We start from the raw sequence: 26,572 nt of genomic DNA, 5'->3' as shown, positions 1-26,572 counted from the left end.
TTCGTAGAACCACCGTGGTAGGGCCTGCTCGGCCCGTACACCACGACTCCTCTCAGAACACACAGGAGCAGTTGTGAGCAAGCGCAGCAAGGCTCTCCGCGCTGCGGACGCCAAGATCGACCGGGAGAAGCTGTACGCCCCGCTCGAGGCCGTCCGTCTCGCCAAGGAGACCTCCACGACCAAGTTCGACGGCACTGTCGAGGTCGCCTTCCGTCTGGGTGTCGACCCGCGCAAGGCCGACCAGATGGTCCGTGGCACCGTGAACCTCCCGCACGGCACCGGTAAGACCGCCCGGGTCCTGGTCTTCGCGACCGGTGACCGTGCCGAGGCCGCGCGTGCCGCGGGCGCCGACATCGTCGGCTCCGACGAGCTGATCGACGAGGTGTCGAAGGGTCGTCTGGACTTCGACGCCGTCGTCGCCACCCCGGACCTCATGGGCAAGGTCGGCCGCCTCGGCCGCGTGCTCGGTCCGCGTGGTCTGATGCCGAACCCGAAGACCGGCACCGTCACCCCCGACGTGGTCAAGGCCGTCAACGACATCAAGGGCGGCAAGATCGAGTTCCGCGTCGACAAGCACTCGAACCTGCACTTCATCATCGGCAAGGCGTCCTTCGACGACACCAAGCTGGTGGAGAACTACGGCGCCGCGCTGGAGGAGATCCTCCGTCTGAAGCCGTCCGCCGCCAAGGGTCGCTACATCAAGAAGGCCGCCATCACCACCACGATGGGCCCCGGCATCCCGGTCGACCCGAACCGCACCCGTAACCTCCTCGTCGAGGAGGACCCGGCCGCCGTCTGAGCCCCGCGCTCACCTAGGTAGCCGCGTCAGGTACGCGTAAGCAGAGGGCGGGCCCTGGAACCTACGAGGTTCGGGGCCCGTCCTTTCTTTGTGCGACTTTTCGTACGACTGTCAGTGGCCTGCGTTACGTTGCAGGCACAGGACTCGCATAGGGGTGGGACTACATGAAGAGCACGACCGTACGCCGGGTGACCCTTTCCGTCGCGCTGGTGACCGCGCTGACCGGCGTGGCCGCCTGCGGCTCCGAATCCGGGAAGGGCGACAAGTCGGTCGGCAAGAGCGTCACGCATGTCAGCCCCCTCGCCGCCCTGCGCTCCGCCGAGAAGTCCACGGACAAGGCCGAGTCCGCCAAGGTCCGCTCCAGCACGACCCTCGGCGACACCATGTCGATGACCGCCAACGGCGCCCTCGCCTGGGGCGACGGCCTCAAGGGCAACCTCACCATCACGTACACCGGCGGCAAGATGGCCGACGCGATGCGCAAGGCCGGCACCACGTCGATGGAGGCCCGCTATCTGCCGGACGCCTACTACGCGAAGATGAGCGAGAAGTTCGCCGCGCAGTTCGGCGGCAAGCACTGGATCAAGTACGCGTACGACGACCTCGCCAAACTCGGCGGCAGCTCCGGCGCGTACCTCAAGGACCAGATGCAGAACACCACGCCGAACCAGTCGGTGAAGCTGCTGCTGGCCTCCGGTGACGTGAAGAAGGTCGGCCAGGAGAAGGTCTCCGGCGTCGACGCCACGCACTACTCGGGCACGGTCAACGTCGCCGGCCTCGCCGACAAGAACAGCAACCTCACCGCCGACCAGCTGGCCGGCCTGAAGAAGCAGCTCAGCCAGGCGGGCGTCACCACGGAGACCATCGACATCTGGGTCGACGGCCAGGACCTGCTGGTCAAGAAGGTCGAGAAGGCGGACATGGCGACCGGCACCATGATCAGCACGGCCTACTACAGCGACTACGGCGTGAAGGTCGCCGCCGAGGCGCCCCCGGCTTCCGACACCAAGGACTTCACGGAGCTGATGAAGGCCGGCGGTCCCGGGACCGTCTCGGGCAGCAGCACCACCAGCGCCTCCTGAGTCCGGCACGCAGAAGGACCGGGGCGGCTCCGTAGAGCCCGATTTGCTCGACAGCGCCCCGGTCCCGTACTCTCCTACAGAAGCCAAAGACCGCTGGTCGTTGCCGCGCGCTCGAACGAGGGTGCGGTGGCCGAAGGATCCGCTGCAAAGTGGACGACCCGCGCAGGTGACTGTGGAAGTACTCCCGGGGCACACGTTCACTCGTGTGCGGCCGGTCGAGTCCGCCCCGAGCGCCTGCGCCGGGGCGTTTCGTTTTCCCCAGTCCTCCTTCGGGTCCGCGCGGTCAGAATCACCCGGAAGGAGGCCGAGGCTCTATGGCGAGGCCCGACAAGGCTGCCGCGGTTGCCGAGCTGACGGACAAGTTCCGCAGCTCCAACGCCGCCGTGCTGACCGAGTACCGCGGTCTCACCGTGGCGCAGCTCAAGACGCTGCGCCGGTCGCTCGGTGAGAACGCCCAGTACGCCGTGGTGAAGAACACGCTGACCAAGATTGCGGCCAACGAGGCCGGGATCACGCTGGACGACCAGCTCTTCGCTGGTCCGACGGCCGTCGCCTTCGTCACCGGTGACCCGGTGGAGTCGGCGAAGGGTCTCCGTGACTTCGCCAAGGACAACCCGAATCTCATCATCAAGGGCGGTGTCCTTGACGGCAAGGCGCTGTCCGCCGATGAGATCAAGAAGCTTGCGGACCTCGAGTCCCGCGAGGTTCTGCTCTCCAAGCTGGCGGGTGCCTTCAAGGGCAAGCAGTCCCAGGCTGCTCAGCTCTTCCAGGCGCTTCCCTCGAAGCTCGTCCGCACCGTGGACGCTCTTCGCGCCAAGCAGGACGAGCAGGGCGGTGCCGAGTAATTCGGCTCGCTTTCTGACCTTGGCCGCCTAGGCGGCACGGGTCGCAGCGGGCCGACGTACGCCCGCCTCACCCAGTACATCCGGCACCAGCCGAATTAGTGGAAGGATCGCCCATCATGGCGAAGCTCAGCCAGGAAGACCTGCTCGCCCAGTTCGAGGAGATGACCCTCATCGAGCTCTCCGAGTTCGTGAAGGCCTTCGAGGAGAAGTTCGACGTCACCGCCGCCGCCGCGGTCGCCGTCGCGGGCCCGGCCGGCCCGGCCGCCGCCGCCCCGGTCGAGGAGGAGAAGGACGAGTTCGACGTCATCCTCACCGGTGCCGGCGACAAGAAGATCCAGGTCATCAAGGTCGTGCGTGAGCTGACCTCCCTGGGTCTGAAGGAGGCCAAGGACCTCGTGGACGGCGCTCCGAAGCCGGTCCTCGAGAAGGTCGCCAAGGACGCCGCCGAGAAGGCTGCCGAGTCCCTCAAGGGCGCCGGCGCCTCCGTCGAGGTCAAGTAAGACCTCTCGGAGTCTCCGCGACTCTCTCCGCGCGCTGAGTACGGCCTCCTAGGGCTGTAACGCGAACGCACCGAAGAGCGATCATCCATCCGGGTGGTCGCTCTTCGGCGTATCCGGAGGTGCGACCGCGGTTGCCTTGCACTCGTGACGGCGAGGGGTATGGTGATCTTCGTCGTGTCTCCGGACGGTCCCGTTTGGGCTGGGGGGCCTTGACGAACCGCACGCAGCGCGCAATTCTCAGGACGCGTCGTCACAAGGATCCGAATCCGAGGCATGGATCGACGACGAAGAGGGCAGTATCAACGTGCGTTGAGGGCAGACATGCCGAGGGCGTTGACGAGGGTGTTGAGAACAACGAGGGTCTCGCAGAACCCGCACTGGACATCAGTGTGCCAAGTGGCTACACTGACCCTTTGCGCTGCCTGTTAGCTGTCCCCTGCCCGTCACCAGGGGTCTGACCTCACTCGAACGCCGATGACCGAAGCCCCCCCGACCTGGGGTTTCCGTCTCTGTGTGTGGGAGAGGGGCCGGCACGCGCGTAGTGAGTCCGAGCCCTCGGAAGGACCCCCTCTTGGCCGCCTCGCGCAACGCCTCGACCGCGAATACGAACAACGGCGCCAGCACCGCCCCGCTGCGCATCTCCTTTGCAAAGATCAAGGAGCCTCTCGAGGTTCCGAACCTGCTCGCGCTGCAGACCGAGAGCTTCGACTGGCTGCTCGGCAACACCGCCTGGCAGAGTCGGGTCGAGGAGGCTCTTGAGAACGGTCAGGACGTCCCCACCAAGTCCGGTCTGGAGGAGATCTTCGAGGAGATCTCCCCGATCGAGGACTTCTCCGGGTCGATGTCCCTGACGTTCCGGGACCACCGCTTCGAGCCGCCGAAGAACTCCATCGACGAGTGCAAGGAGCGCGACTTCACGTACGCGGCTCCGCTCTTCGTCACCGCGGAGTTCACCAACAACGAGACCGGTGAGATCAAGTCCCAGACCGTCTTCATGGGCGACTTCCCGCTCATGACGAACAAGGGCACTTTCGTCATCAACGGCACCGAGCGTGTCGTGGTGTCGCAGCTGGTCCGTTCCCCCGGTGTCTACTTCGACTCCTCCATCGACAAGACGTCCGACAAGGACATCTTCTCGGCCAAGATCATCCCGTCCCGGGGTGCCTGGCTGGAGATGGAGATCGACAAGCGCGACATGGTCGGTGTCCGTATCGACCGCAAGCGCAAGCAGTCCGTGACCGTCCTCCTGAAGGCGCTCGGCTGGACCACCGAGCAGATCCTCGAGGAGTTCGGCGAGTACGAGTCCATGCGCGCCACCCTGGAGAAGGACCACACCCAGGGCCAGGACGACGCGCTGCTCGACATCTACCGCAAGCTGCGTCCGGGCGAGCCCCCCACGCGTGAGGCCGCGCAGACGCTTCTGGAGAACCTGTACTTCAACCCGAAGCGCTACGACCTGGCCAAGGTCGGCCGCTACAAGGTCAACAAGAAGCTGGGTGCGGACGCTCCGCTCGACGCGGGTGTCCTGACCGTCGAGGACGTCATCTCGACGATCAAGTACCTGGTACAGCTGCACGCCGGTGAGACCGAGACGACCCTCGACAACGGCCAGACGATCGTTGTCGAGACGGACGACATCGACCACTTCGGCAACCGTCGCCTGCGCAGCGTCGGCGAGCTGATCCAGAACCAGGTCCGTACGGGTCTCGCCCGTATGGAGCGTGTCGTGCGCGAGCGCATGACCACCCAGGACGTCGAGGCGATCACGCCGCAGACCCTGATCAACATCCGGCCGGTCGTCGCCTCCATCAAGGAGTTCTTCGGCACCAGCCAGCTGTCCCAGTTCATGGACCAGAACAACCCGCTGTCGGGTCTCACCCACAAGCGCCGTCTGTCGGCTCTTGGCCCGGGTGGTCTCTCCCGTGAGCGGGCCGGCTTCGAGGTCCGTGACGTGCACCCGTCGCACTACGGCCGCATGTGCCCGATCGAGACCCCTGAAGGCCCGAACATCGGTCTGATCGGCTCGCTCGCCTCGTACGGCCGGGTCAACGCGTTCGGTTTCGTCGAGACCCCGTACCGCAAGGTGAACGACGGCCAGGTCACCGACGAGGTCGACTACCTGACCGCCGACGAGGAGGACCGCTTCGTCATCGCGCAGGCCAACGCCACGCTCAACGACGAACTCCGGTTCGCCGAGGCGCGTGTCCTGGTCCGCCGTCGTGGCGGCGAGGTCGACTACGTCAGCCCCGAGGACGTCGACTACATGGACGTCTCGCCGCGCCAGATGGTGTCGGTCGCGACGGCCATGATCCCCTTCCTCGAGCACGACGACGCCAACCGTGCCCTCATGGGCGCGAACATGATGCGTCAGGCCGTGCCGCTGATTAAGTCCGAGGCCCCGCTCGTCGGCACCGGCATGGAGTACCGCTCCGCCGTCGACGCCGGCGACGTGGTCAAGGCCGAGAAGGCGGGTGTGGTCCAGGAGGTCTCCGCGGACTACATCACCACGGCCAACGACGACGGCACGTACATCACGTACCGCCTGGCCAAGTTCGCCCGGTCCAACCAGGGCACCTCGGTCAACCAGAAGGTCGTCGTCAACGAGGGCGACCGGATCATCGAGGGCCAGGTCCTCGCCGACGGTCCGGCCACCGAGAACGGTGAGATGGCCCTCGGCAAGAACCTGCTCGTGGCGTTCATGCCGTGGGAGGGTCACAACTACGAGGACGCGATCATCCTGTCGCAGCGCCTCGTGCAGGACGACGTCCTCTCCTCGATCCACATCGAGGAGCACGAGGTCGACGCCCGTGACACCAAGCTCGGCCCCGAGGAGATCACCCGGGACATCCCGAACGTCTCCGAGGAGGTCCTCGCCGACCTCGACGAGCGCGGCATCATCCGGATCGGTGCCGAGGTCATCGCCGGCGACATCCTCGTCGGCAAGGTGACCCCGAAGGGTGAGACCGAGCTGACCCCCGAGGAGCGCCTGCTGCGCGCGATCTTCGGTGAGAAGGCCCGTGAGGTCCGTGACACCTCGCTGAAGGTGCCGCACGGCGAGACCGGCAAGGTCATCGGCGTGCGCGTCTTCGACCGCGAGGAGGGCGACGAGCTTCCCCCCGGTGTGAACCAGCTGGTGCGCGTGTACGTGGCGCAGAAGCGCAAGATCACCGACGGTGACAAGCTCGCCGGCCGTCACGGCAACAAGGGTGTCATCTCGAAGATCCTGCCCATCGAGGACATGCCGTTCCTCGAGGACGGAACTCCGGTCGACATCATTCTCAACCCGCTCGGTGTCCCGTCCCGAATGAACCCGGGACAGGTCCTGGAGATCCACCTCGGCTGGCTCGCCAGCCGCGGCTGGGACGTCTCCGGCCTCGCGGACGAGTGGGCCCAGCGCCTGCAGGTCATCGGCGCCGACCAGGTCGCCCCCGGCACCAACGTCGCCACCCCGGTGTTCGACGGTGCGCGCGAGGACGAGCTGGCGGGTCTGCTGCAGCACACCATCCCGAACCGCGACGGCGAGCGCATGGTGCTCCCGACCGGTAAGGCGCGGCTGTTCGACGGCCGTAGCGGTGAGCCGTTCCCGGACCCGATCTCGGTCGGCTACATGTACATCCTGAAGCTGCACCACCTGGTCGACGACAAGCTGCACGCCCGCTCGACCGGTCCGTACTCGATGATCACCCAGCAGCCGCTGGGTGGTAAGGCGCAGTTCGGTGGTCAGCGCTTCGGTGAGATGGAGGTGTGGGCCCTCGAGGCCTACGGCGCCGCGTACGCCCTCCAGGAGCTGCTGACGATCAAGTCCGACGACGTCACCGGCCGCGTGAAGGTCTACGAGGCCATCGTCAAGGGCGAGAACATCCCCGAGCCCGGCATCCCCGAGTCCTTCAAGGTGCTCATCAAGGAGATGCAGTCGCTCTGCCTGAACGTGGAGGTGCTGTCCAGCGACGGTATGTCCATCGAGATGCGTGACACCGACGAGGATGTCTTCCGCGCTGCGGAGGAGCTCGGTATCGACCTGTCCCGGCGCGAGCCGAGCAGCGTCGAAGAGGTCTGACGGGAGTCCGGCGGGGCCCTCACCCACAGGGCCCCGCCGACCCCCAGGCCCCCGTTTCAGACCACAGACTTACGACCCTGAGAGGGATTGACGCATAGTGCTCGACGTCAACTTCTTCGACGAGCTCCGGATCGGCCTGGCCACCGCTGACGACATCCGTCAGTGGAGCCACGGTGAGGTCAAGAAGCCCGAGACCATCAACTACCGCACCCTCAAGCCCGAGAAGGACGGACTCTTCTGCGAGAAGATCTTCGGTCCGACCCGGGACTGGGAGTGCTACTGCGGCAAGTACAAGCGCGTCCGCTTCAAGGGCATCATCTGTGAGCGCTGTGGCGTCGAGGTCACGCGCGCCAAGGTGCGCCGTGAGCGGATGGGCCACATCGAGCTGGCCGCGCCCGTCACGCACATCTGGTACTTCAAGGGTGTTCCTTCGCGCCTCGGCTACCTGCTGGACCTGGCGCCGAAGGACCTCGAGAAGGTCATCTACTTCGCGGCGTACATGATCACGTACGTCGACGAGGAGCGTCGTACCCGCGACCTGCCCTCCCTGGAGGCGCACGTCTCGGTCGAGCGCCAGCAGATCGAGAACCGTCGCGACGCCGACCTCGAGGCCCGTGCCAAGAAGCTCGAGGCCGACCTGGGCGAGCTGGAGGCCGAGGGTGCCAAGGCCGACGTGCGCCGCAAGGTGCGCGAGGGTGCCGAGCGTGAGATGAAGCAGCTGCGCGACCGTGCGCAGCGCGAGATCGACCGCCTCGACGAGGTGTGGAACCGGTTCAAGAACCTCAAGGTCCAGGACCTCGAGGGCGACGAGCTGCTCTACCGCGAGCTGCGTGACCGCTTCGGCACGTACTTCGACGGCTCGATGGGTGCCGCGGCGCTGCAGAAGCGCCTGGAGTCCTTCGACCTCGAGGAGGAGGCCGAGCGTCTCCGCGAGATCATCCGCACCGGCAAGGGCCAGAAGAAGACCCGTGCCCTCAAGCGGCTGAAGGTCGTCTCCGCGTTCCTGCAGACGTCCAACAGCCCCAAGGGCATGGTCCTGGACTGCGTCCCGGTCATCCCGCCGGACCTGCGTCCGATGGTGCAGCTGGACGGTGGCCGCTTCGCGACCTCCGACCTGAACGACCTGTACCGCCGTGTCATCAACCGCAACAACCGCCTGAAGCGCCTTCTCGACCTCGGTGCGCCCGAGATCATCGTGAACAACGAGAAGCGCATGCTCCAGGAGGCCGTCGACGCGCTCTTCGACAACGGCCGTCGTGGTCGCCCGGTCACGGGCCCCGGCAACCGTCCGCTGAAGTCGCTGTCCGACATGCTCAAGGGCAAGCAGGGTCGCTTCCGTCAGAACCTGCTCGGCAAGCGAGTCGACTACTCGGCGCGTTCCGTCATCGTCGTCGGCCCGCAGCTGAAGCTGCACCAGTGCGGTCTGCCCAAGGCCATGGCGCTGGAGCTCTTCAAGCCGTTCGTGATGAAGCGCCTGGTCGACCTGAACCACGCGCAGAACATCAAGAGCGCCAAGCGCATGGTGGAGCGCGGCCGCACCGTCGTGTACGACGTCCTCGAAGAGGTCATCGCCGAGCACCCGGTGCTGCTGAACCGTGCTCCCACCCTGCACCGCCTCGGCATCCAGGCCTTCGAGCCGCAGCTGGTCGAGGGCAAGGCCATCCAGATCCACCCGCTCGTCTGCACCGCGTTCAACGCGGACTTCGACGGTGACCAGATGGCCGTGCACCTGCCGCTGTCCGCGGAGGCGCAGGCCGAGGCCCGCATCCTGATGCTGTCCTCGAACAACATCCTCAAGCCGGCCGACGGCCGTCCGGTGACGATGCCGACCCAGGACATGGTCCTCGGTCTGTTCTTCCTCACCACCGACGGCGAGCTGCGTGACACCAAGGGCGAGGGCCGGTCCTTCGGCTCCACGGCCGAGGCGATCATGGCGTTCGACGCCGGCGAGCTCGCGCTCCAGTCCGCGGTCGACATCCGCTTCCCGGTGGGCACCATCCCGCCGCGCGGCTGGACCCCGCCGGCGCGCGAGGAGGGCGAGCCCGAGTGGCAGCAGGGTGACACCTTCCGCCTGCGGACGACCCTGGGCCGTGCGCTCTTCAACGAGCTGCTGCCCGAGGACTACCCGTTCGTCGACTACTCGGTGGGCAAGAAGCAGCTCTCCGAGATCGTCAACGACCTCGCCGAGCGCTACCCCAAGGTCATCGTGGCGGCGACGCTCGACAACCTGAAGGCGGCCGGCTTCTACTGGGCGACCCGTTCCGGTGTCACCGTGGCCATCTCCGACGTCGTCGTTCCCGAGGCGAAGAAGGAGATCGTCCGCGGCTACGAGGCGCAGGACGAGAAGGTCCAGAAGCAGTACGAGCGCGGTCTGATCACCAAGGAAGAGCGCACTCAGGAGCTCATCGCGATCTGGACCAAGGCGACCAACGAGGTCGCCGAGGCGATGAACGCGAACTTCCCCAAGACGAACCCCATCTTCATGATGGTTGACTCGGGTGCCCGAGGAAACATGATGCAGATGCGGCAGATCGCCGGTATGCGTGGTCTGGTGTCGAACGCGAAGAACGAGACCATCCCGCGTCCGATCAAGGCCTCGTTCCGTGAGGGTCTGTCCGTGCTGGAGTACTTCATCTCCACGCACGGTGCCCGTAAGGGTCTGGCGGACACCGCCCTGCGTACCGCCGACTCGGGTTACCTGACCCGTCGTCTGGTGGACGTCTCGCAGGACGTCATCATCCGCGAGGAGGACTGCGGCACCGAGCGCGGTCTGAAGCTGCGGATCGCCTCGCGCGGCGCCGACGGCGTGCTCCGCAAGGCGGACGACGTCGAGACCAGCGTCTACGCCCGCATGCTCGCCGAGGACGTCGTCATCGACGGCAAGGTGATCGCGCCGGCCAACGTGGACCTGGGCGACGTGCTCATCGACCAGCTGGTGCACCACGGCATCGAGGAGGTCAAGACCCGCTCGATCCTGACCTGCGAGTCGCACGTCGGCACCTGCGCGATGTGCTACGGCCGTTCGCTGGCCACCGGCAAGCTGGTCGACATCGGTGAGGCGGTCGGCATCATCGCCGCCCAGTCCATCGGTGAGCCCGGTACCCAGCTGACGATGCGTACCTTCCACACCGGTGGTGTGGCCGGTGACGACATCACCCAGGGTCTGCCCCGTGTCGTCGAGCTCTTCGAGGCCCGTACCCCGAAGGGTGTCGCCCCGATCTCCGAGGCCAACGGCCGCATCCGGATCGAGGAGACCGAGAAGACCAAGAAGATCGTCGTCACCCCGGACGACGGCAGCGACGAGACGGCGTTCCCGATCTCGAAGCGTGCCAAGGTCCTGGTCCGCGAGGGCGACCACGTCGAGGTGGGCCAGCAGCTCACCGTGGGTGCCACCAACCCGCACGACGTGCTGCGCATCCTGGGTCAGCGTGCCGTCCAGGTCCACCTGGTCGGCGAGGTCCAGAAGGTCTACAACTCGCAGGGTGTGTCGATCCACGACAAGCACATCGAGATCATCATCCGGCAGATGCTCCGCCGCGTGACGATCATCGAGTCCGGCGACGCCGAGCTGCTGCCCGGCGAGCTGGTCGAGCGCTCGAAGTTCGAGACCGAGAACCGTCGTGTGGTCCAGGAGGGCGGTCACCCGGCCTCCGGTCGTCCGCAGCTGATGGGTATCACCAAGGCCTCGCTGGCGACGGAGTCCTGGCTGTCGGCCGCCTCCTTCCAGGAGACGACCCGAGTCCTGACGGATGCGGCGATCAACGCCAAGTCCGACAGCCTCATCGGCCTCAAGGAGAACGTCATCATCGGTAAGCTCATCCCGGCCGGTACGGGTCTGTCCCGCTACCGCAACATCCGGGTCGAGCCGACCGAGGAGGCCAAGGCCGCGATGTACTCGGCCGTCGGCTACGACGACATCGACTACTCGCCGTTCGGCACCGGCTCCGGCCAGGCCGTTCCGCTGGAGGACTACGACTACGGTCCGTACAACCAGTAAGCGAGCAGCATGAAGGGCGGCCACTCCGTTTCGGGGTGGCCGCCCTTCGGCGTTGCGGCAGGCGAGAAGCGGGTGGAGGGGGGCTACGGCGCGCGTACAGCGGGGGAACGCCGTCCTGGAGGCGCCGGCCGTTCCGGGGCCCGTGCGGCCGCTGTGGGCATCCCGGTCGTCGATTCGAAGATCACGTAGCGTACAGCGGCTTGACATTCCCCGCAGCGCGAGGCCGTTGGGTTCCATTTGTTTTGACCGCAGCGAATGAGGTAGGTACGCTCAGACCTTGTGCCTGGGGTGTGCCCTGGCTCTCGTGCGTGCCTTCAACCGCATCGCGAGCCGACACCGGCCACCGTAATCTGCGCCCTTTTCGCCTTGCGGCAAAGGTCCGCGAGATTCGACACACCCGACCGCGTGGGTCGGCGACGTTCCAGGTTAGCTGTACCTATCGGCACACAGAAACCGGAGAAGTAGTGCCTACGATCCAGCAGCTGGTCCGCAAGGGCCGGCAGGACAAGGTCGAGAAGAACAAGACGCCCGCACTCGAGGGTTCCCCTCAGCGTCGTGGCGTCTGCACGCGTGTGTTCACGACCACCCCGAAGAAGCCGAACTCGGCCCTGCGTAAGGTCGCGCGTGTGCGTCTGACCAGCGGCATCGAGGTCACCGCTTACATTCCGGGTGAGGGACACAACCTGCAGGAGCACTCCATCGTGCTCGTGCGCGGCGGCCGTGTGAAGGACCTGCCGGGTGTTCGCTACAAGATCATCCGTGGCTCCCTCGACACCCAGGGTGTCAAGAACCGCAAGCAGGCCCGTTCCCGCTACGGCGCCAAGAAGGAGAAGTAAGAATGCCTCGTAAGGGCCCCGCCCCGAAGCGCCCGGTCATCATCGACCCGGTCTACGGTTCTCCTCTGGTCACGTCGCTCATCAACAAGGTGCTGCTGAACGGCAAGCGCTCCACCGCCGAGCGCATCGTCTACGGCGCCATGGAGGGCCTGCGTGAGAAGACGGGCAACGACCCGATCATCACGCTGAAGCGCGCGCTGGAGAACATCAAGCCGACCCTCGAGGTCAAGTCCCGCCGTGTCGGTGGTGCGACGTACCAGGTTCCGATCGAGGTCAAGCCCGGTCGCGCCAACACGCTCGCGCTGCGCTGGCTGGTCGGTTACTCCCGCGCCCGTCGCGAGAAGACCATGACCGAGCGTCTGCTCAACGAGCTTCTCGACGCTTCGAACGGCCTCGGTGCGGCCGTCAAGAAGCGCGAGGACACGCACAAGATGGCCGAGTCCAACAAGGCCTTCGCGCACTACCGCTGGTAGTCGCTACCCACATCGAGACCGAGAGAAGACTGAAGCCTTATGGCTACCACTTCACTTGACCTGGCCAAGGTCCGCAACATCGGGATCATGGCCCACATCGACGCGGGCAAGACGACCACCACCGAGCGGATCCTGTTCTACACCGGTGTGTCTTACAAGATCGGTGAGGTCCACGACGGCGCTGCCACCATGGACTGGATGGAGCAGGAGCAGGAGCGTGGCATCACGATCACCTCTGCTGCCACCACCTGCCACTGGCCGCTGGAAGACGTCGACCACACCATCAACATCATCGACACCCCGGGCCACGTCGACTTCACCGTCGAGGTGGAGCGCTCCCTGCGCGTGCTCGACGGTGCCGTGACGGTGTTCGACGGCGTCGCCGGCGTTGAGCCGCAGTCCGAGACGGTGTGGCGTCAGGCGGACCGCTACGGCGTTCCGCGTATCTGCTTCGTCAACAAGCTCGACCGCACGGGCGCCGAGTTCCACCGCTGTGTGGACATGATCTCGGACCGCCTGGGCGCGCAGCCGATCGTCATGCAGCTCCCGATCGGTGCCGAGGCCGACTTCAAGGGCGTCGTCGACCTCGTGACGATGAAGGCCCTGGTCTGGTCCGCCGAGGCCACCAAGGGTGAGATGTACGACGTCGTCGACATCCCGGCCACGCACACCGAGGCTGCCGAGGAGTACCGCGGCAAGCTGATCGAGGCCGTCGCCGAGAACGACGAAGAGATCATGGAGCTGTACCTGGAGGGCGAAGAGCCTTCCGTGGAGCAGCTGTACGCCGCGATCCGTCGTATCACCATCGCGTCCGGCAAGTCCAAGGACACCACGGTCACCCCGGTGTTCTGCGGTACCGCGTTCAAGAACAAGGGCGTTCAGCCCCTGCTCGACGCGGTCGTGCGCTACCTGCCTTCCCCGGTCGACATCGAGGCCATCGAGGGCCACGACGTCAAGGACCCGGAGACGGTCGTCAAGCGCAAGCCGTCCGACGACGAGCCGCTGTCGGCGCTGGCGTTCAAGATCATGAGCGACCCGCACCTCGGCAAGCTCACCTTCGTCCGGGTTTACTCGGGCCGCCTGGAGTCCGGCTCTTCGGTGCTGAACTCCGTCAAGGGCAAGAAGGAGCGCATCGGCAAGATCTACCGCATGCACGCCAACAAGCGTGAGGAGATCGAGTCGGTGGGCGCCGGCGACATCGTCGCCGTCATGGGCCTGAAGCAGACCACCACCGGTGAGACGCTGTCCGACGACAAGAACCCGGTCATCCTGGAGTCCATGGACTTCCCGGCGCCGGTCATCCAGGTCGCCATCGAGCCCAAGTCGAAGGGCGACCAGGAGAAGCTGGGCGTCGCGATCCAGCGCCTGGCCGAGGAGGACCCGTCCTTCCAGGTCCACTCGGACGAGGAGACCGGCCAGACCATCATCGGTGGTATGGGCGAGCTGCACCTCGAGGTGCTGGTCGACCGTATGCGCCGTGAGTTCAAGGTCGAGGCCAACGTCGGCAAGCCGCAGGTCGCGTACCGCGAGACGATCCGCAAGGCCGTCGAGCGCGTGGACTACACCCACAAGAAGCAGACCGGTGGTACCGGTCAGTTCGCCAAGGTGCAGATCGCGATCGAGCCCATCGAGGGCGGCGACGCCTCGTACGAGTTCGTGAACAAGGTGACCGGTGGCCGTATCCCGAAGGAGTACATCCCTTCGGTGGACGCCGGTGCGCAGGAGGCCATGCAGTTCGGCATCCTCGCCGGTTACGAGATGACCGGCGTGCGCGTCATCCTCATCGACGGTGGCTACCACGAGGTGGACTCCTCCGAGCTCGCCTTCAAGATCGCCGGTTCGCAGGCCTTCAAGGAGGCCGCGCGCAAGGCCAGCCCCGTGCTGCTCGAGCCGATGATGGCCGTCGAGGTCACCACGCCCGAGGACTACATGGGTGAGGTCATCGGCGACATCAACTCCCGCCGTGGCCAGATCCAGGCCATGGAGGAGCGGGCCGGTGCCCGCGTCGTGAAGGGTCTCGTGCCCCTCTCGGAGATGTTCGGCTACGTCGGCGACCTGCGCAGCAAGACGTCCGGCCGTGCGAGCTACTCCATGCAGTTCGACTCCTACGCCGAGGTTCCGCGGAACGTCGCCGAGGAGATCATCGCGAAGGCCAAGGGCGAGTAACGCTCAGCGTTCCCACGCCTTAGGCTTGACTCCGGAGCCTCACGGGGCAAACAGCCGCAAACACGGATGTTTGCCCCGGGTTCCGGGCCATTACAGCAAAGATCACCTGGCGCCGATGAAGTAAGGCGTACAGAACCACTCCACAGGAGGACCCCAGTGGCGAAGGCGAAGTTCGAGCGGACTAAGCCGCACGTCAACATCGGCACCATCGGTCACATCGACCACGGTAAGACGACCCTCACGGCCGCCATTACCAAGGTGCTGCACGACGCGTACCCGGACCTGAACGAGGCCACCCCGTTCGACAACATCGACAAGGCGCCCGAAGAGCGTCAGCGCGGTATCACCATCTCCATCGCGCACGTCGAGTACCAGACCGAGGCGCGTCACTACGCCCACGTCGACTGCCCGGGTCACGCGGACTACATCAAGAACATGATCACCGGTGCCGCGCAGATGGACGGCGCGATCCTCGTGGTCGCCGCCACCGACGGCCCGATGCCGCAGACCAAGGAGCACGTGCTCCTGGCCCGCCAGGTCGGCGTTCCGTACATCGTCGTCGCCCTGAACAAGGCCGACATGGTGGACGACGAGGAGATCCTGGAGCTCGTCGAGCTCGAGGTCCGTGAGCTCCTCTCCGAGTACGAGTTCCCGGGCGACGACCTGCCGGTCGTCAAGGTCTCGGCGCTCAAGGCCCTCGAGGGTGACCCGGAGTACGTCCAGACCGTCCTCGACCTGATGAAGGCCGTCGACGAGTCCATCCCGGAGCCCGAGCGTGACGTCGACAAGCCGTTCCTGATGCCGATCGAGGACGTCTTCACGATCACCGGTCGTGGCACCGTCGTCACCGGTCGTATCGAGCGCGGTATCCTCAAGGTCAACGAGACCGTCGACATCATCGGCATCAAGACCGAGAAGACCACCACCACGGTCACCGGTATCGAGATGTTCCGCAAGCTGCTCGACGAGGGCCAGGCCGGTGAGAACGTCGGTCTGCTGCTCCGCGGCATCAAGCGCGAGGACGTCGAGCGCGGCCAGGTCATCATCAAGCCGGGCTCGGTCACCCCGCACACCGAGTTCGAGGCGCAGGCCTACATCCTGTCCAAGGACGAGGGTGGCCGCCACACGCCGTTCTTCAACAACTACCGTCCGCAGTTCTACTTCCGTACGACGGACGTGACCGGCGTGGTGACCCTCCCCGAGGGCACCGAGATGGTCATGCCGGGTGACAACACCGAGATGTCGGTGCAGCTCATCCAGCCCATCGCCATGGAAGAGGGCCTGAAGTTCGCCATCCGTGAGGGTGGCCGGACCGTGGGCGCCGGCCAGGTCACCAAGATCACCAAGTGATCTGAACTGACCAGGACCGGGTCTTCGACCTGGTAGCTGTCGGAGGGGCCCGTACGACTTCGGTCGTACGGGCCCCTCTGCTGTTCGAAACTATTCGGCGCCGACGACCGGTTCCGCACGTGCGTCGACGCCCTCCAGAATTTGTCATGCCGCTGACCAAATTCGGGTGGAGGGGTGGGGCATGTCTGTCCGTCGCAGGACTGTGCTGGGTGCAGGGCTCACCGTCGTGCCGGCGCTGACGTCGGGAGTCGCATGGGCCGGGGGTGAGGGTGACGTCCTGCGGGTGACGGACCCGGGGTCGTACGTCTCCTTCACGGGCGGCGCGTTCTCGCTCGCGGGCGCCCCCGTGGTCGTGAGCGCCGGGGATCACCCCGGAGTCGTACGGGTGGCAGGGGACCTCAGGGACGACATCGAGCGGGTGATGGGCGTACGGCCAGGCTCGACGATCGCCCGCTTCCCGGTGCTGGTCGGCACGATCGGCCGCAGTCCGCTGATCGACGGGTTGATCGACAGCGGCAAGCTGGACGTGACCGGGGTGCGGGGCCGCTGGGAGACCTCGCTGCAGACGGTCGTGGACCACCCGATGCCCGGGGTGGAGCGGGCCTTCGTCATCGCGGGCAGCGACCCGCGGGGCACGATCTTCGGGGCGTACGACGTCTCGTACGGCATTGGTGTCTCGCCCTGGTACTGGTGGGACGACGTGCCGCCGGTGCACCGCGACGAGGTGTGGGTGCGCGCGGGCCGGTTCACCCAGGGCACCCCGGCGGTGAAGTACCGGGGCATCTTCGTCAACGACGAGAACCCGGCGCTGGGGGCGTGGGCGCCGGCGCACTTCGGGCCGGGGAAGGCGGCGGGGTACCCGGGCGGCTTCAACGCGGACTTCTACGCGCGGGTCTTCGAGGTCCTGCTGCGGCTGAAGGGGAACTACCTGTGGCCGGCGGTGTGGGGCCGGGCCTTCGCGGAGGACGATCCGGAGAACCACCGGCGTGCCTCCGAGTACGGCATTGTCATGGGCACGTCTCATGAGGCGCCGATGATGAGGGGGATCGAGGAGTGGAACCGGCATGCGACGGCCGGTCGCGACCCCTACGGGGGCACGGGGGAGTGGTCGTACCGCCGTAACGCAGAGGCGATCCGCGCGTACTGGCGGGCCGGGATCCAGCGGATGGTGGACCAGGGCTTCGAGGGCGTGGTGACCCTCGGCATGCGCGGGAACGGCGACACCAGCCTCCCCGACGGCGACGGCATCGAGCTGATGCAGGAGATCATCGCGGCGCAGCGGCAGATCATCGAGGAGGTCACGGGGAAGCCGGCCGCCGAGACCCCGCAGGTGTGGACGCTGTACAAGGAGGTGCAGCGGTACTGGGACCGGGGGCTGAGAGCGCCGGACGACGTGACGGTGGTCCTGACGGACGACAACTGGGGCAACATCCGCAGACACCCGGCCGAGGCCCGGCCCGGCGGCTACGGCCTCTACTACCACTTCGACTACGTGGGCGTCGGCCGCAACTACAAGTGGGTCGACACGGCCAACCTGCGCAACGTCTGGGACCAGCTCCACCAGGCGCACGCGTACGGCAACCACGGACTGTGGGTGGCGAACGTCGGAGACCTGAAGGGCAACGAGGTCCCCACGGAGTTCTTCCTGAACTACGCCTGGAACCCCTCGGGTTGGCCGCTGGAGCGGCTGGGGGAGTGGGAGCGGAGATACGCGCGCCAGAACTTCGGACCGGGCCCGGGGCAGGCGGCGGAGATCGCCTCGATCCTGGCGGCCTACGGGAGTCTGCAGGCCCGCCGCAAGCCGGAGCTGCTGAACCGCCGGATCACACTGGCCGACGGCAAGGTGGTGTACGACGACCAGCAGTCCCCGTACTACTTCGGGCACCGGGAGCTGGAGCGGGTGACGCGGGAGTGGCAAGAGCTGGGCCGGCGGGCGGACCGTCTCGCGCGGCGGCTGCCGGCCCCGGTGCAGGACGCGTGGTTCGAACTCGTCGGCTACGAGGTGACGGCGACCGCGAACCTGTACGCCCTCCGTGAGGCGGAGTTCACGAACCTCCTCTACGCGAGGCAGGGCAGAGCCGCGACGAACGACCGCGCGGCGGAGGCCGAGGCGGCCCTGGCGAAGGACTTCGCACTCGCGGACCGCTTCAACTCCACGGTGGCGAACGGCAAATGGCGGGGCTTCCAGACGCAGCCGCACATCGACTACGGGGATGTGGACAGATACGGCCCCAACGCGGGCTGGCAGCAGCCGGAGAAGGACAACGTGGCACTGCCCGACGTGCTCTTCCCGGCGGTGCGGCGCATCGAGGTGCCGGAGGCGGCGGAGCTGGGGGTGTCCGTCGACGGCTCCGAGGATGCGGGGGAGTGGTGGCCCGGGGGTGGTGCGGTTCGTGAGGCATCGCTCGCTGAGTTCAGCCCGTACCAGACGCGCCCGCAGCAGTACGTGGAGATCTTCAACCGGGGCCGTACGCCCTTCGAGTACCGGGTGGAGTGCTCGGTGCCCTGGCTGCTGGTGGACCGTCCGCGGGGCAGGGTGGAACAGCAGGTCCGGCTGGAGGTCCGGGTGGACTGGTCGCGGGCACCGGCCGGCCGCTCGGAAGGGGCGCTGACGGTGAGCGGGGCAGGGACGTCGGTGCGGGTGGGATGCACGGCGGTGAACCCGCCCCGGCGGGGCCTGCGGGGGTTCGTGGAGGCGGGCGGGTACGTGGCGGTGGACGCGGAGCACTACGACCGCGCGGTCGGGGAGTGGCGCCGTCTGGACGGCATCGGCCGTACCGGGGCCGGGATGACGCCGTGGCCGGTGACCGGTCCCCGCCGGACGCCCGGGGGCTCCTCGGCTCCTCGGCTGGAGTACGAGGTGAGTCTGCTGTCGGAGCCGGCGGGTGAGGTGACGGTCTGGGCGTACGTCTCCCCGCGGAACCCGGCCCTGCCGACGGGAGGCCTGCGCTATGCGGTGTCGTTCGACGATGCTGCTCCCCGGTCGGTGGACATCACCGCGGGTGCCGACGACGGGCTGATGAACATGACCTGGGCGCGGAACACCTCGGACAACGTCAACGCGACGGCCACGAAACACTCCGTGACGAAGATCGGCGTCCACCGGTTGAAGTTCTGGATGGTGGATCCCACGGTGGTGCTGCAACGGCTCGTGATCGACACGGGAGGGCTGCCTGCGCTGTACCTGGGTCCGCTGGAGAGTCGACGGCTGTAGTCACGGGCTGTGGTACGGCGTTACGGCGAGGGGTGGACGGTGGGCGGCGGTCTGGTCGGTGGCCATGGGCCGAAGGGGCTGGCGTCCTCGCCCGCCGAGAAGCGGGCGGCGGCCAAGGCGATCCAGGACCACATCGAGTCGCAGACCCGTAAAGCCGGGGCCCGGGCGGACGAGGAGACCGCGGCGGCGGTCAAGGCGTTCGGCGCGCGCGACGGGGACGGCTGGCTGACCTCGGCGGCGCTGCGGAAGGCCCACGAGACGTGGGGCGGCCAGGTGAAGAACCTGATGGACCGGCTGGGCGCGGAGAAGGACGCGCTGGGCAGTACGAACACGGTACTGACGAGCACGGACCTGGCCGTGGGGTCGACGGTGCGGCAGATGTCGGCGCTGGACCGGTACTGACGGGGAGCGACCGGGGATGCCGACGTACCACGAGATCATGAGCACCGACCTCTCCGCGCTCACCACCGCGGCGGAGCGCTGGGAGGGGATGGCGGGCGAGTTCGCCGAGCAGGAGAGGGCGTACCACCGAGAGGTGTACGGCATCACGGTGGGGCCTGCCTGGACGGGCATGAGCGCGGAGGCGGCGCACGGACGCTTCGACGTCACGCTCAAGGAGTTCCAGTACGCGCAGACGGAGGCGAAGGCGATCGCCTCCCTGCTGCGGGACGCGCATGACCAGTTCGTGCAGCTGAAGGGGGGGTTGGCGGCGGCGCGGCGGGAGGCTGTGGCGGCGGGGATGCGGGTCTCGGAGCGGGGCCTGGTCAGCGCGGACGCGGACGGGGAGCACCACGAGTCGGCCGTACGGTCCTGGCAGGACCGCATCGACAAGGCCGTACGTGACGTGACCGACGCGGACGCCGGCGTCCGGCTCGCCCTGACGGCGGCGGTCGTCGACTCGGACCCGCTGGTCGGGGGCCGGGGCTTCAACGGCAGGGCGATGGGGGACGTCGAGAAGTACGAGGCGCTGGAGGCGGAGGGGGCACTGGAGAAACTGACCGCCGGCCGGCCTCTCTCACCTCGCGAACTGACGGAACTGCAGCGGCTGCTCCGCGACAACTCCGGCGACGAGGTGTTCTCCCGCACTCTGCTGGACGACCTGGGCGCGGCGGGCACGATCAGACTGACGAACGAGCTGAACGACCTGATCCATGTGCGGGGCGGGTCCGGTGTGGGTGCGTACGCGTCGATCGAGACGGGGCTGGCGGATGCGTTGGCGACGGCGACGCGGGACACGGAGTCGTCCTGGTACCAGCGCTGGCGCGCGGCGATGCGACATGCCGGCGTCGGGCATTACGCCACGGATGCGCAGGGGGAGCGGCTGGACAAGGCGGTGGGGTATCAGTCGTTGGTGACGCTGATGGGGCGGGGGCATGGGTATGCGCCGGAGATGCTGGAGGATCTGACCGACGACATGATCGCGGCGGAGCGGAGGGAGCCTGGGATCTGGCGGTTGAAGGCGGAGTACAGCGGTCGGCGTGGTGGCTGGTTCGCCAATGATCCGGTGGACGGGGTGCTGGGCATCATGAGCCGTGATCCCCATGCGGCAGCGGATTACCTTGGCTCCGATGGCCGCATGAGGTACCTCATGAAAGAGCGGGACTGGAACGTCGTCCTTCATGAGCACGAGGGCGCCAAGGTCGGCACGTACGCGGCCGGCCTGGACGGAGACGATCGCGCGGGCTTCGGGGCGGCTCTTCAGGCGGCGGCGACGGGGATCGACCCGTCCGACAAACATGCCCACTACGTCGCCCACAGCAAGCAGAACGACGCGATCTTCAGGTCGGCGGTGGGGTACCTGGCCGACAGCGGCGACAAATTCCCACCGTCCCTGCGACAGCCGTTGGCCCACATCCTCGTCAACCATGGCGGCACTGTGCATGCCTCGATGAGCGAGGTCGACATCTCGAGGTCGCCGCTGAAGCAGGACCAACTCTTCGAGGTCGTGAAGCAGGTGTCGAAGGACAAGGACGCTTACGGAACGCTGAACGGGGGGTTGAACCAGGCGATTGTCTCGCAGATCCACGAGGACCACTCGAAGTCCACGGAGTCCCTCATCCGCGCCGGGCGGAGCGTCGGCTTCCTGGAGGAGGCGCGGATCCAGGCTCAGGGAGATCCGAAAACCGCGGAATTCGAGAGCAAGCCGCTGTTCGATAAGGCCATCGGCTACATTCCGATCGTCAGTGGCGATGTTCAGGAAGGATTCGACTATGTCACGGACAAGTGGCTGCAGGACGAACAGCAGAGGTTGGACGACCAGCAGAACGACGACAACGTCGCGAGTTACCAGAACAGGAATGGTCAACTGACTGCGCTCGCCCAGGAATGGAATAGAGTCCACGGCTCGGGGAGCGAGCCGCCCTATATTCGGCAGGATCTTGTGGAGAAGTCCGCGGAAGCCGGCATCGCCCACGGTCGGGGTGTGTCCGGAGAGGTCGACAAGTGACACGTCTTCTCAAGATCGGTCTGCCTGCAGTGGCGCTGGCCTTGGCGGTCGGGTCTGGCGTTTGGTACGGGAACCTAAACGACGACGGCAAGCCACCAGCGTCGCTGTGTGGCACCAAGGTCAGCCCGATTCTCTCCGAGCGGCTCCTGCAACCGGGCGGCAAGGTGACCGAGCGCAACCGGGTTGATCGCCGCAAGCCGCAGCCGTCCTCCTGGTGCCAAGTCCTCGTGGACGGCGAGAGTGCCCTCGCGATGAGGTTCGCTTGGCACCCTGATGCGGTGGACCCCTACGAGGTTGCGCAGTCCGGCGACTCGGTTTCAAACATGGCAGCGCCCGCTCGACTCGAAGGCGACTACAGGGCGGCTGTCGGAAACAACGGCGCAATTTTCACTGTGCAGTGCAGAACTGATATCGGTTCCTATTTCACCCTCACGCTCCTGCTGCAAAACAGCAACCCAGTCGACCGCGCTCACCGCAAGGACATCGAGAAGTTCATGCGCGCCTACTTCCCCGCCACGCTGAAAACTCTCGGCTGCGCCTGAGTCGTTCTTCTTCATTTGAGTGGTCAATGGCGGCTCACTGGCAAGTCGGCAGCCGTTAAGCGGCCAGTGAGCCTCTCCTCGCGGCCCGACACGGTCAGCTCGTACGCCGCTCCCTCCTCGGGGGAGCCCCGCGTTGTCGGTGGCCGTGACGGTGTACGTGTGCGAACCACTGTCTGCCTCGAAGGAGATCGTCTGGGCCCCGCCGGTTGCGGTGGCCTCGGCGACGGGATCCGACTCCATGCCGTAGTCGTCGGCTCAGTCAGTTTCCGTGACCTCGATCCGCGCCCCCCGCTCGGCCGCAGTAGGTGTAGTAGCCGAGGTCGCCGCAGACGAACGAGCCGGTGCCGGACGGACACGAGTGCCAGCGGTGGCAGCCGTCGCTGGAAACAGGCCGAGCCGGAGTACGGCCGCGCCGACGCCGATCCCGGCACGCGGCGGTCGATGGCCGGATCTGCGCAGCACTGATGACATGTGCGAGCCCCCAACCCCCGAGCCCATCCCCATACGCTCCGTGTGCAACAGGTCGCACAGCGTAGAGCAGGGATGGGGGGAAGGTCTCCGGCACGGCCGCGGTCCCCCCGAAGGGGACCTGTGTTTGACCTACGTCACCCTGGGGGTATTCTCTCCCGCTCGATTAGCCAGCCCCCGGCCCCATATGGCAGACTGTCGGAGTTGCTCGGTCGAGTGTTGATGCTGCGCGCCTCCCGCCGGGAGGACCGGAAGCGAGTCCCACAGTACTCGTCGCCCTAACTGCCTGCGGGCAGCACTGGGGCGGACGTACGGGAATCTTCCGGGAAGTGTGGTGCGGCACCGGCTAGGCGCCCGGTGGGCCTTCCGCCCTCGGCTTGCGGTTCCGGAAGGGCCGTGTGCATTCCCCGCAGGGATGTTCGAACAAGGGACATCTGTGTCAGCGGGAGCGCGACACGCCCGACCGCGTGGGTCGGAGGACGGGAAGACGGAACGCCGGGTTCCGGAGCGTTGAAGAGACAGGACTACGGAGTAGCCATGGCGGGACAGAAGATCCGCATCCGGCTCAAGGCCTACGACCACGAGGTCATCGACTCCTCGGCGAAGAAGATCGTCGAGACGGTGACCCGCACTGGTGCGTCGGTCGCGGGCCCGGTGCCGCTGCCCACTGAGAAGAACGTGTACTGCGTCATCAAGTCGCCGCACAAGTACAAGGACTCGCGCGAGCACTTCGAGATGCGCACGCACAAGCGCCTGATCGACATTCTCGACCCCACCCCCAAGACCGTTGACTCTCTGATGCGACTCGACCTCCCGGCCGGTGTCGACATCGAGATCAAGCTCTGAGGGTCGGTGAGCTGAGAATGGCTAAGCAGATCAAGGGCATCCTGGGCGAGAAGCTCGGCATGACGCAGGTGTGGGACGAGAACAACCGCGTTGTTCCGGTCACCGTCGTCAAGGCCGGCCCCAACGTCGTCACCCAGGTCCGTACGAACGATGTCGACGGCTACGAGTCCGTCCAGATCGCTTTCGGCGAGATCGACCCGCGCAAGGTGAACAAGCCCCTCAAGGGCCACTTCGCCAAGGCCGACGTCACCCCGCGTCGTCACCTCGTCGAGATCCGCACCGCGGACGCCTCCGAGTACACGCTGGGCCAGGAGATCTCCGCGGAGGTCTTCGAGGCCGGCGTGAAGGTCGACGTGACCGGCAAGAGCAAGGGCAAGGGCTTCGCCGGTGTCATGAAGCGTCACAACTTCAAGGGCCTCGGCGCCGGACACGGCACCCAGCGCAAGCACCGCTCGCCCGGTTCCATCGGTGGCTGCGCCACCCCGGGCCGCGTGTTCAAGGGCCTCCGCATGGCGGGTCGCATGGGCAACGAGCGGGTCACCACCCAGAACCTGACCGTCCACGCCGTTGACGCGGAGAAGGGTCTGCTGCTCATCAAGGGCGCGGTTCCCGGTCCGAACGGCGGCCTCGTCCTGGTCCGCACCGCGGCCAAGGGGGCCTGAGGTAACCGATGAGCACTGTTGACATCCTTTCGCCGGCGGGCGAGAAGGCCGGTTCCGTCGAGCTCCCCGCGGAGATCTTCGACGTGGAGAAGATCAGCATTCCGCTGATCCACCAGGTCGTCGTCGCGCAGCTGGCCGCTGCCCGTCAGGGCACGCACAAGACCAAGACCCGTGGCGAAGTCCGTGGTGGTGGCAAGAAGCCGTACCGCCAGAAGGGCACCGGCCGCGCCCGTCAGGGCTCGACCCGCGCGCCGCAGTTCGCCGGTGGTGGCGTCGTGCACGGTCCCGTGCCGCGTGACTACTCGCAGCGCACCCCGAAGAAGATGAAGGCCGCGGCCCTGCGCCACGCCCTCACCGACCGGGCGCGTCACAACCGCATCCACGTCGTCTCCGGCGTGGTCGAGGGTGCGAACCCGTCCACCAAGGCCGCGAAGAGCCTGTTCGGCAAGATCTCGGAGCGCAAGAACCTGCTCCTGATCGTCGAGCGCGCCGACGAGGCCGCGTGGCTGTCCGCCCGCAACCTGCCCCAGGTCCACATCCTGGAGCCGGGCCAGCTGAACACGTACGACGTTCTCGTCTCGGACGACGTGGTCTTCACCCAGGCCGCTTTCGAGTCCTTCGTGTCTGGCCCCAAGGCCGCTGACACCGAAGGGAGCGAGGCCTGATGGCTACGCGTCACCCGAGCATTGCCTCCAAGGCTGCGAAGGCCGCCAAGGCCGCGCGCATCGCCAAGGCGCGTCGCCACGCCGCCGAGGGCAAGAACACCGTCGAGACCCCGCTGAGCAAGTCCTTCACGGACCCCCGTGACGTGCTGCTCAAGCCGGTCGTCTCGGAGAAGAGCTACGCGCTCCTCGACGAGAACAAGTACACGTTCGTCGTCGCCCCGGGCGCTAACAAGACCCAGATCAAGCAGGCCGTCCAGGCGGTCTTCGACGTCAAGGTCACCGGGGTCAACACGATCAACCGCCAGGGCAAGCGCAAGCGCACGAAGACCGGTTTCGGTCAGCGTGCCGGCAGCAAGCGCGCGATCGTGACCCTCGCCGAGGGCGACCGTATCGACATCTTCGGCGGTCCGACCGCCTAAGGGCGGTCCGGATCGTCCGATATCGGACGAGGACTGAGAAATGGGAATCCGCAAGTACAAGCCGACTACGCCGGGCCGTCGTGGCGCCAGCGTCGCCGACTTCGTCGAGGTCACGCGGTCCACGCCGGAGAAGTCGCTGGTCCGCCCTCTGCACAGCAAGGGCGGCCGTAACAACGCCGGTCGTGTGACCGTTCGCCACCAGGGTGGCGGACACAAGCGCGCCTACCGAGTGATCGACTTCCGTCGTCACGACAAGGACGGCGTGCCGGCGAAGGTCGCGCACATCGAGTACGACCCCAACCGCACCGCGCGCATCGCGCTGCTGCACTACGCCGACGGCGAGAAGCGCTACATCCTCGCCCCGCGCAACCTGCAGCAGGGTGACCGCATCGAGAACGGTCCTGGGGCCGACATCAAGCCGGGCAACAACCTGGCCCTCCGCAACATCCCGGTCGGTACCACGATCCACGCGATCGAGCTCCGTCCCGGTGGCGGTGCCAAGTTCGCCCGCTCCGCCGGTGCCTCCGTGCAGCTGCTCGCGAAGGAGGGCACCTACGCCCACCTGCGCATGCCGTCCGGCGAGGTCCGCCTGGTCGACGTCCGCTGCCGCGCCACCATCGGTGAGGTCGGCAACGCCGAGCAGAGCAACATCAACTGGGGTAAGGCCGGCCGTAAGCGGTGGCTGGGCGTTCGCCCGACCGTCCGTGGTGTCGTGATGAACCCGGTTGACCACCCGCACGGTGGTGGTGAGGGCCGGACCTCCGGTGGTCGCCACCCTGTGTCCCCGTGGGGCAAGAAGGAAGGCCGTACTCGTTCGCCCAAGAAGGCGTCGAACAAGTACATCGTCCGCCGCCGCAAGACGAACAAGAAGCGCTAAGGACGGGTTGAGATGCCGCGTAGCTTGAAGAAGGGGCCCTTCGTCGACGACCACCTGATCAAGAAGGTGGATGTCCAGAACGAAGCCGGCACCAAGAACGTCATCAAGACCTGGTCCCGTCGCTCGATGATCGTCCCGGCCATGCTCGGCCACACGATCGCGGTGCACAACGGCAAGACCCACATCCCGGTGTTCGTCACCGAGTCGATGGTCGGCCACAAGCTCGGCGAGTTCTCGCCGACCCGCACCTTCCGGGGCCACGTCAAGGACGACCGGAAGTCGAAGCGCCGCTAGTAGCGGATCGCATTCAGACACGTAAGAAACTGAA

Annotated in this window: 20 protein-coding genes; all 20 read left to right on the top strand. The window is 66.7% G+C overall.

Going from position 1 to position 26,572, the window contains the following annotated elements:
- Positions 1–73 precede the first annotated feature (73 nt).
- The 20 genes from rplA (at position 74) to rpsS (ending at position 26,538) form a co-directional block, all read left to right on the top strand.
- The gene (gene rplA, locus BEK98_RS07220; protein WP_094215526.1) at positions 74–799 is read left to right on the top strand and encodes a 50S ribosomal protein L1; all 726 of its coding nucleotides are present in this window, start codon (positions 74–76) and stop codon (positions 797–799) included.
- Positions 800–963: 164 nt separating this feature from the next.
- Positions 964–1,881 carry an SCO4651 family lipoprotein gene (locus tag BEK98_RS07215; protein ID WP_094215525.1) on the top strand — a complete coding sequence of 306 codons (918 nt, stop codon included), beginning with the start codon at positions 964–966 and terminating at the stop codon, positions 1,879–1,881.
- 314 nt (positions 1,882–2,195) lie between these two features.
- Complete coding sequence (rplJ, locus tag BEK98_RS07210; protein WP_094215524.1) at positions 2,196–2,726, top strand: 50S ribosomal protein L10; 531 nt, start codon at positions 2,196–2,198, stop codon at positions 2,724–2,726.
- Positions 2,727–2,842: 116 nt separating this feature from the next.
- Positions 2,843–3,226, top strand: coding sequence for a 50S ribosomal protein L7/L12 (gene rplL, locus BEK98_RS07205; protein ID WP_094215523.1), 384 nt, complete (start codon positions 2,843–2,845; stop codon positions 3,224–3,226).
- Positions 3,227–3,797: 571 nt separating this feature from the next.
- Complete coding sequence (gene rpoB, locus BEK98_RS07195; protein WP_094215522.1) at positions 3,798–7,283, top strand: DNA-directed RNA polymerase subunit beta; 3,486 nt, start codon at positions 3,798–3,800, stop codon at positions 7,281–7,283.
- A 97-nt stretch (positions 7,284–7,380) separates the two neighbouring features.
- Positions 7,381–11,280, top strand: coding sequence for a DNA-directed RNA polymerase subunit beta' (locus tag BEK98_RS07190; protein WP_094215521.1), 3,900 nt, complete (start codon positions 7,381–7,383; stop codon positions 11,278–11,280).
- A 464-nt stretch (positions 11,281–11,744) separates the two neighbouring features.
- Positions 11,745–12,116 carry a 30S ribosomal protein S12 gene (gene rpsL, locus BEK98_RS07185; RefSeq protein ID WP_003948652.1) on the top strand — a complete coding sequence of 124 codons (372 nt, stop codon included), beginning with the start codon at positions 11,745–11,747 and terminating at the stop codon, positions 12,114–12,116.
- A 2-nt stretch (positions 12,117–12,118) separates the two neighbouring features.
- Positions 12,119–12,589: a 30S ribosomal protein S7 gene (gene rpsG / locus BEK98_RS07180; RefSeq protein WP_003992340.1), complete on the top strand. Its 471-nt coding sequence runs from the start codon at positions 12,119–12,121 to the stop codon at positions 12,587–12,589.
- A gap of 39 nt (positions 12,590–12,628) precedes the next feature.
- Positions 12,629–14,755, top strand: coding sequence for an elongation factor G (fusA, locus tag BEK98_RS07175; RefSeq protein WP_094215520.1), 2,127 nt, complete (start codon positions 12,629–12,631; stop codon positions 14,753–14,755).
- Between the two features lie 156 nt (positions 14,756–14,911).
- Entirely contained in the window at positions 14,912–16,105 is a 1,194-nt protein-coding gene (gene tuf, locus BEK98_RS07170; RefSeq protein WP_094215519.1) for an elongation factor Tu, read from the top strand.
- Between the two features lie 181 nt (positions 16,106–16,286).
- Positions 16,287–19,319, top strand: a complete 3,033-nt coding sequence (locus tag BEK98_RS07165; RefSeq protein WP_094215518.1) for a glycosyl hydrolase 115 family protein — start codon at positions 16,287–16,289, stop codon at positions 19,317–19,319.
- A 9-nt stretch (positions 19,320–19,328) separates the two neighbouring features.
- Positions 19,329–19,721 carry a hypothetical protein gene (locus BEK98_RS07160; RefSeq protein WP_244201768.1) on the top strand — a complete coding sequence of 131 codons (393 nt, stop codon included), beginning with the start codon at positions 19,329–19,331 and terminating at the stop codon, positions 19,719–19,721.
- Positions 19,722–19,809: 88 nt separating this feature from the next.
- Positions 19,810–21,765 carry a hypothetical protein gene (locus BEK98_RS07155; protein WP_244201792.1) on the top strand — a complete coding sequence of 652 codons (1,956 nt, stop codon included), beginning with the start codon at positions 19,810–19,812 and terminating at the stop codon, positions 21,763–21,765.
- Positions 21,762–22,307 carry a hypothetical protein gene (locus BEK98_RS07150; RefSeq protein WP_094215516.1) on the top strand — a complete coding sequence of 182 codons (546 nt, stop codon included), beginning with the start codon at positions 21,762–21,764 and terminating at the stop codon, positions 22,305–22,307. Before BEK98_RS07155 ends, BEK98_RS07150 begins: the two co-directional genes overlap by 4 nt.
- Before the next feature lie 1,005 nt (positions 22,308–23,312).
- Entirely contained in the window at positions 23,313–23,621 is a 309-nt protein-coding gene (gene rpsJ, locus BEK98_RS07145) for a 30S ribosomal protein S10 (RefSeq protein WP_003948644.1), read from the top strand.
- Between the two features lie 17 nt (positions 23,622–23,638).
- A complete protein-coding gene (gene rplC, locus BEK98_RS07140; protein WP_005481233.1) occupies positions 23,639–24,283 on the top strand; it encodes a 50S ribosomal protein L3 in 645 nt (214 codons plus the stop codon).
- 8 nt (positions 24,284–24,291) lie between these two features.
- Positions 24,292–24,948 (top strand): 50S ribosomal protein L4, encoded by a 657-nt coding sequence (gene rplD, locus BEK98_RS07135; protein WP_094215515.1) that lies wholly within the window; start codon positions 24,292–24,294, stop codon positions 24,946–24,948.
- Positions 24,948–25,367 carry a 50S ribosomal protein L23 gene (rplW, locus tag BEK98_RS07130; RefSeq protein ID WP_094215514.1) on the top strand — a complete coding sequence of 140 codons (420 nt, stop codon included), beginning with the start codon at positions 24,948–24,950 and terminating at the stop codon, positions 25,365–25,367. Before rplD ends, rplW begins: the two co-directional genes overlap by 1 nt.
- Positions 25,368–25,407: 40 nt before the next feature.
- Positions 25,408–26,244 (top strand): 50S ribosomal protein L2, encoded by an 837-nt coding sequence (rplB, locus tag BEK98_RS07125; protein WP_094215513.1) that lies wholly within the window; start codon positions 25,408–25,410, stop codon positions 26,242–26,244.
- Positions 26,245–26,256: 12 nt separating this feature from the next.
- Positions 26,257–26,538 (top strand): 30S ribosomal protein S19, encoded by a 282-nt coding sequence (gene rpsS / locus BEK98_RS07120; RefSeq protein WP_003948639.1) that lies wholly within the window; start codon positions 26,257–26,259, stop codon positions 26,536–26,538.
- The last annotated feature ends 34 nt before the right edge of the window (positions 26,539–26,572 follow it).

Origin of the sequence: Streptomyces diastatochromogenes (genome assembly GCF_002242805.1) — a bacterium.
In the GTDB taxonomy this organism is placed as follows: Bacteria; Actinomycetota; Actinomycetes; order Streptomycetales; family Streptomycetaceae; genus Streptomyces; species Streptomyces diastatochromogenes.
Note: the sequence above shows the minus strand (reverse complement) of the source record. Positions and strands in the feature narration are given on the sequence as shown.

Coding starts and splice junctions, on each gene's coding strand:
- BEK98_RS07215 (WP_094215525.1), top strand. CDS start 964: ATGAAGAGCACGACCGTACGCCGGGTGACCCTTTCCGTCGCGCTGGTG.
- rplJ (WP_094215524.1), top strand. CDS start 2,196: ATGGCGAGGCCCGACAAGGCTGCCGCGGTTGCCGAGCTGACGGACAAG.
- rplL (WP_094215523.1), top strand. CDS start 2,843: ATGGCGAAGCTCAGCCAGGAAGACCTGCTCGCCCAGTTCGAGGAGATG.
- rpsG (WP_003992340.1), top strand. CDS start 12,119: ATGCCTCGTAAGGGCCCCGCCCCGAAGCGCCCGGTCATCATCGACCCG.
- fusA (WP_094215520.1), top strand. CDS start 12,629: ATGGCTACCACTTCACTTGACCTGGCCAAGGTCCGCAACATCGGGATC.
- BEK98_RS07165 (WP_094215518.1), top strand. CDS start 16,287: ATGTCTGTCCGTCGCAGGACTGTGCTGGGTGCAGGGCTCACCGTCGTG.
- BEK98_RS07155 (WP_244201792.1), top strand. CDS start 19,810: ATGGCGGGCGAGTTCGCCGAGCAGGAGAGGGCGTACCACCGAGAGGTG.
- rpsJ (WP_003948644.1), top strand. CDS start 23,313: ATGGCGGGACAGAAGATCCGCATCCGGCTCAAGGCCTACGACCACGAG.
- rplC (WP_005481233.1), top strand. CDS start 23,639: ATGGCTAAGCAGATCAAGGGCATCCTGGGCGAGAAGCTCGGCATGACG.
- rplD (WP_094215515.1), top strand. CDS start 24,292: ATGAGCACTGTTGACATCCTTTCGCCGGCGGGCGAGAAGGCCGGTTCC.
- rplW (WP_094215514.1), top strand. CDS start 24,948: ATGGCTACGCGTCACCCGAGCATTGCCTCCAAGGCTGCGAAGGCCGCC.
- rplB (WP_094215513.1), top strand. CDS start 25,408: ATGGGAATCCGCAAGTACAAGCCGACTACGCCGGGCCGTCGTGGCGCC.
- rpsS (WP_003948639.1), top strand. CDS start 26,257: ATGCCGCGTAGCTTGAAGAAGGGGCCCTTCGTCGACGACCACCTGATC.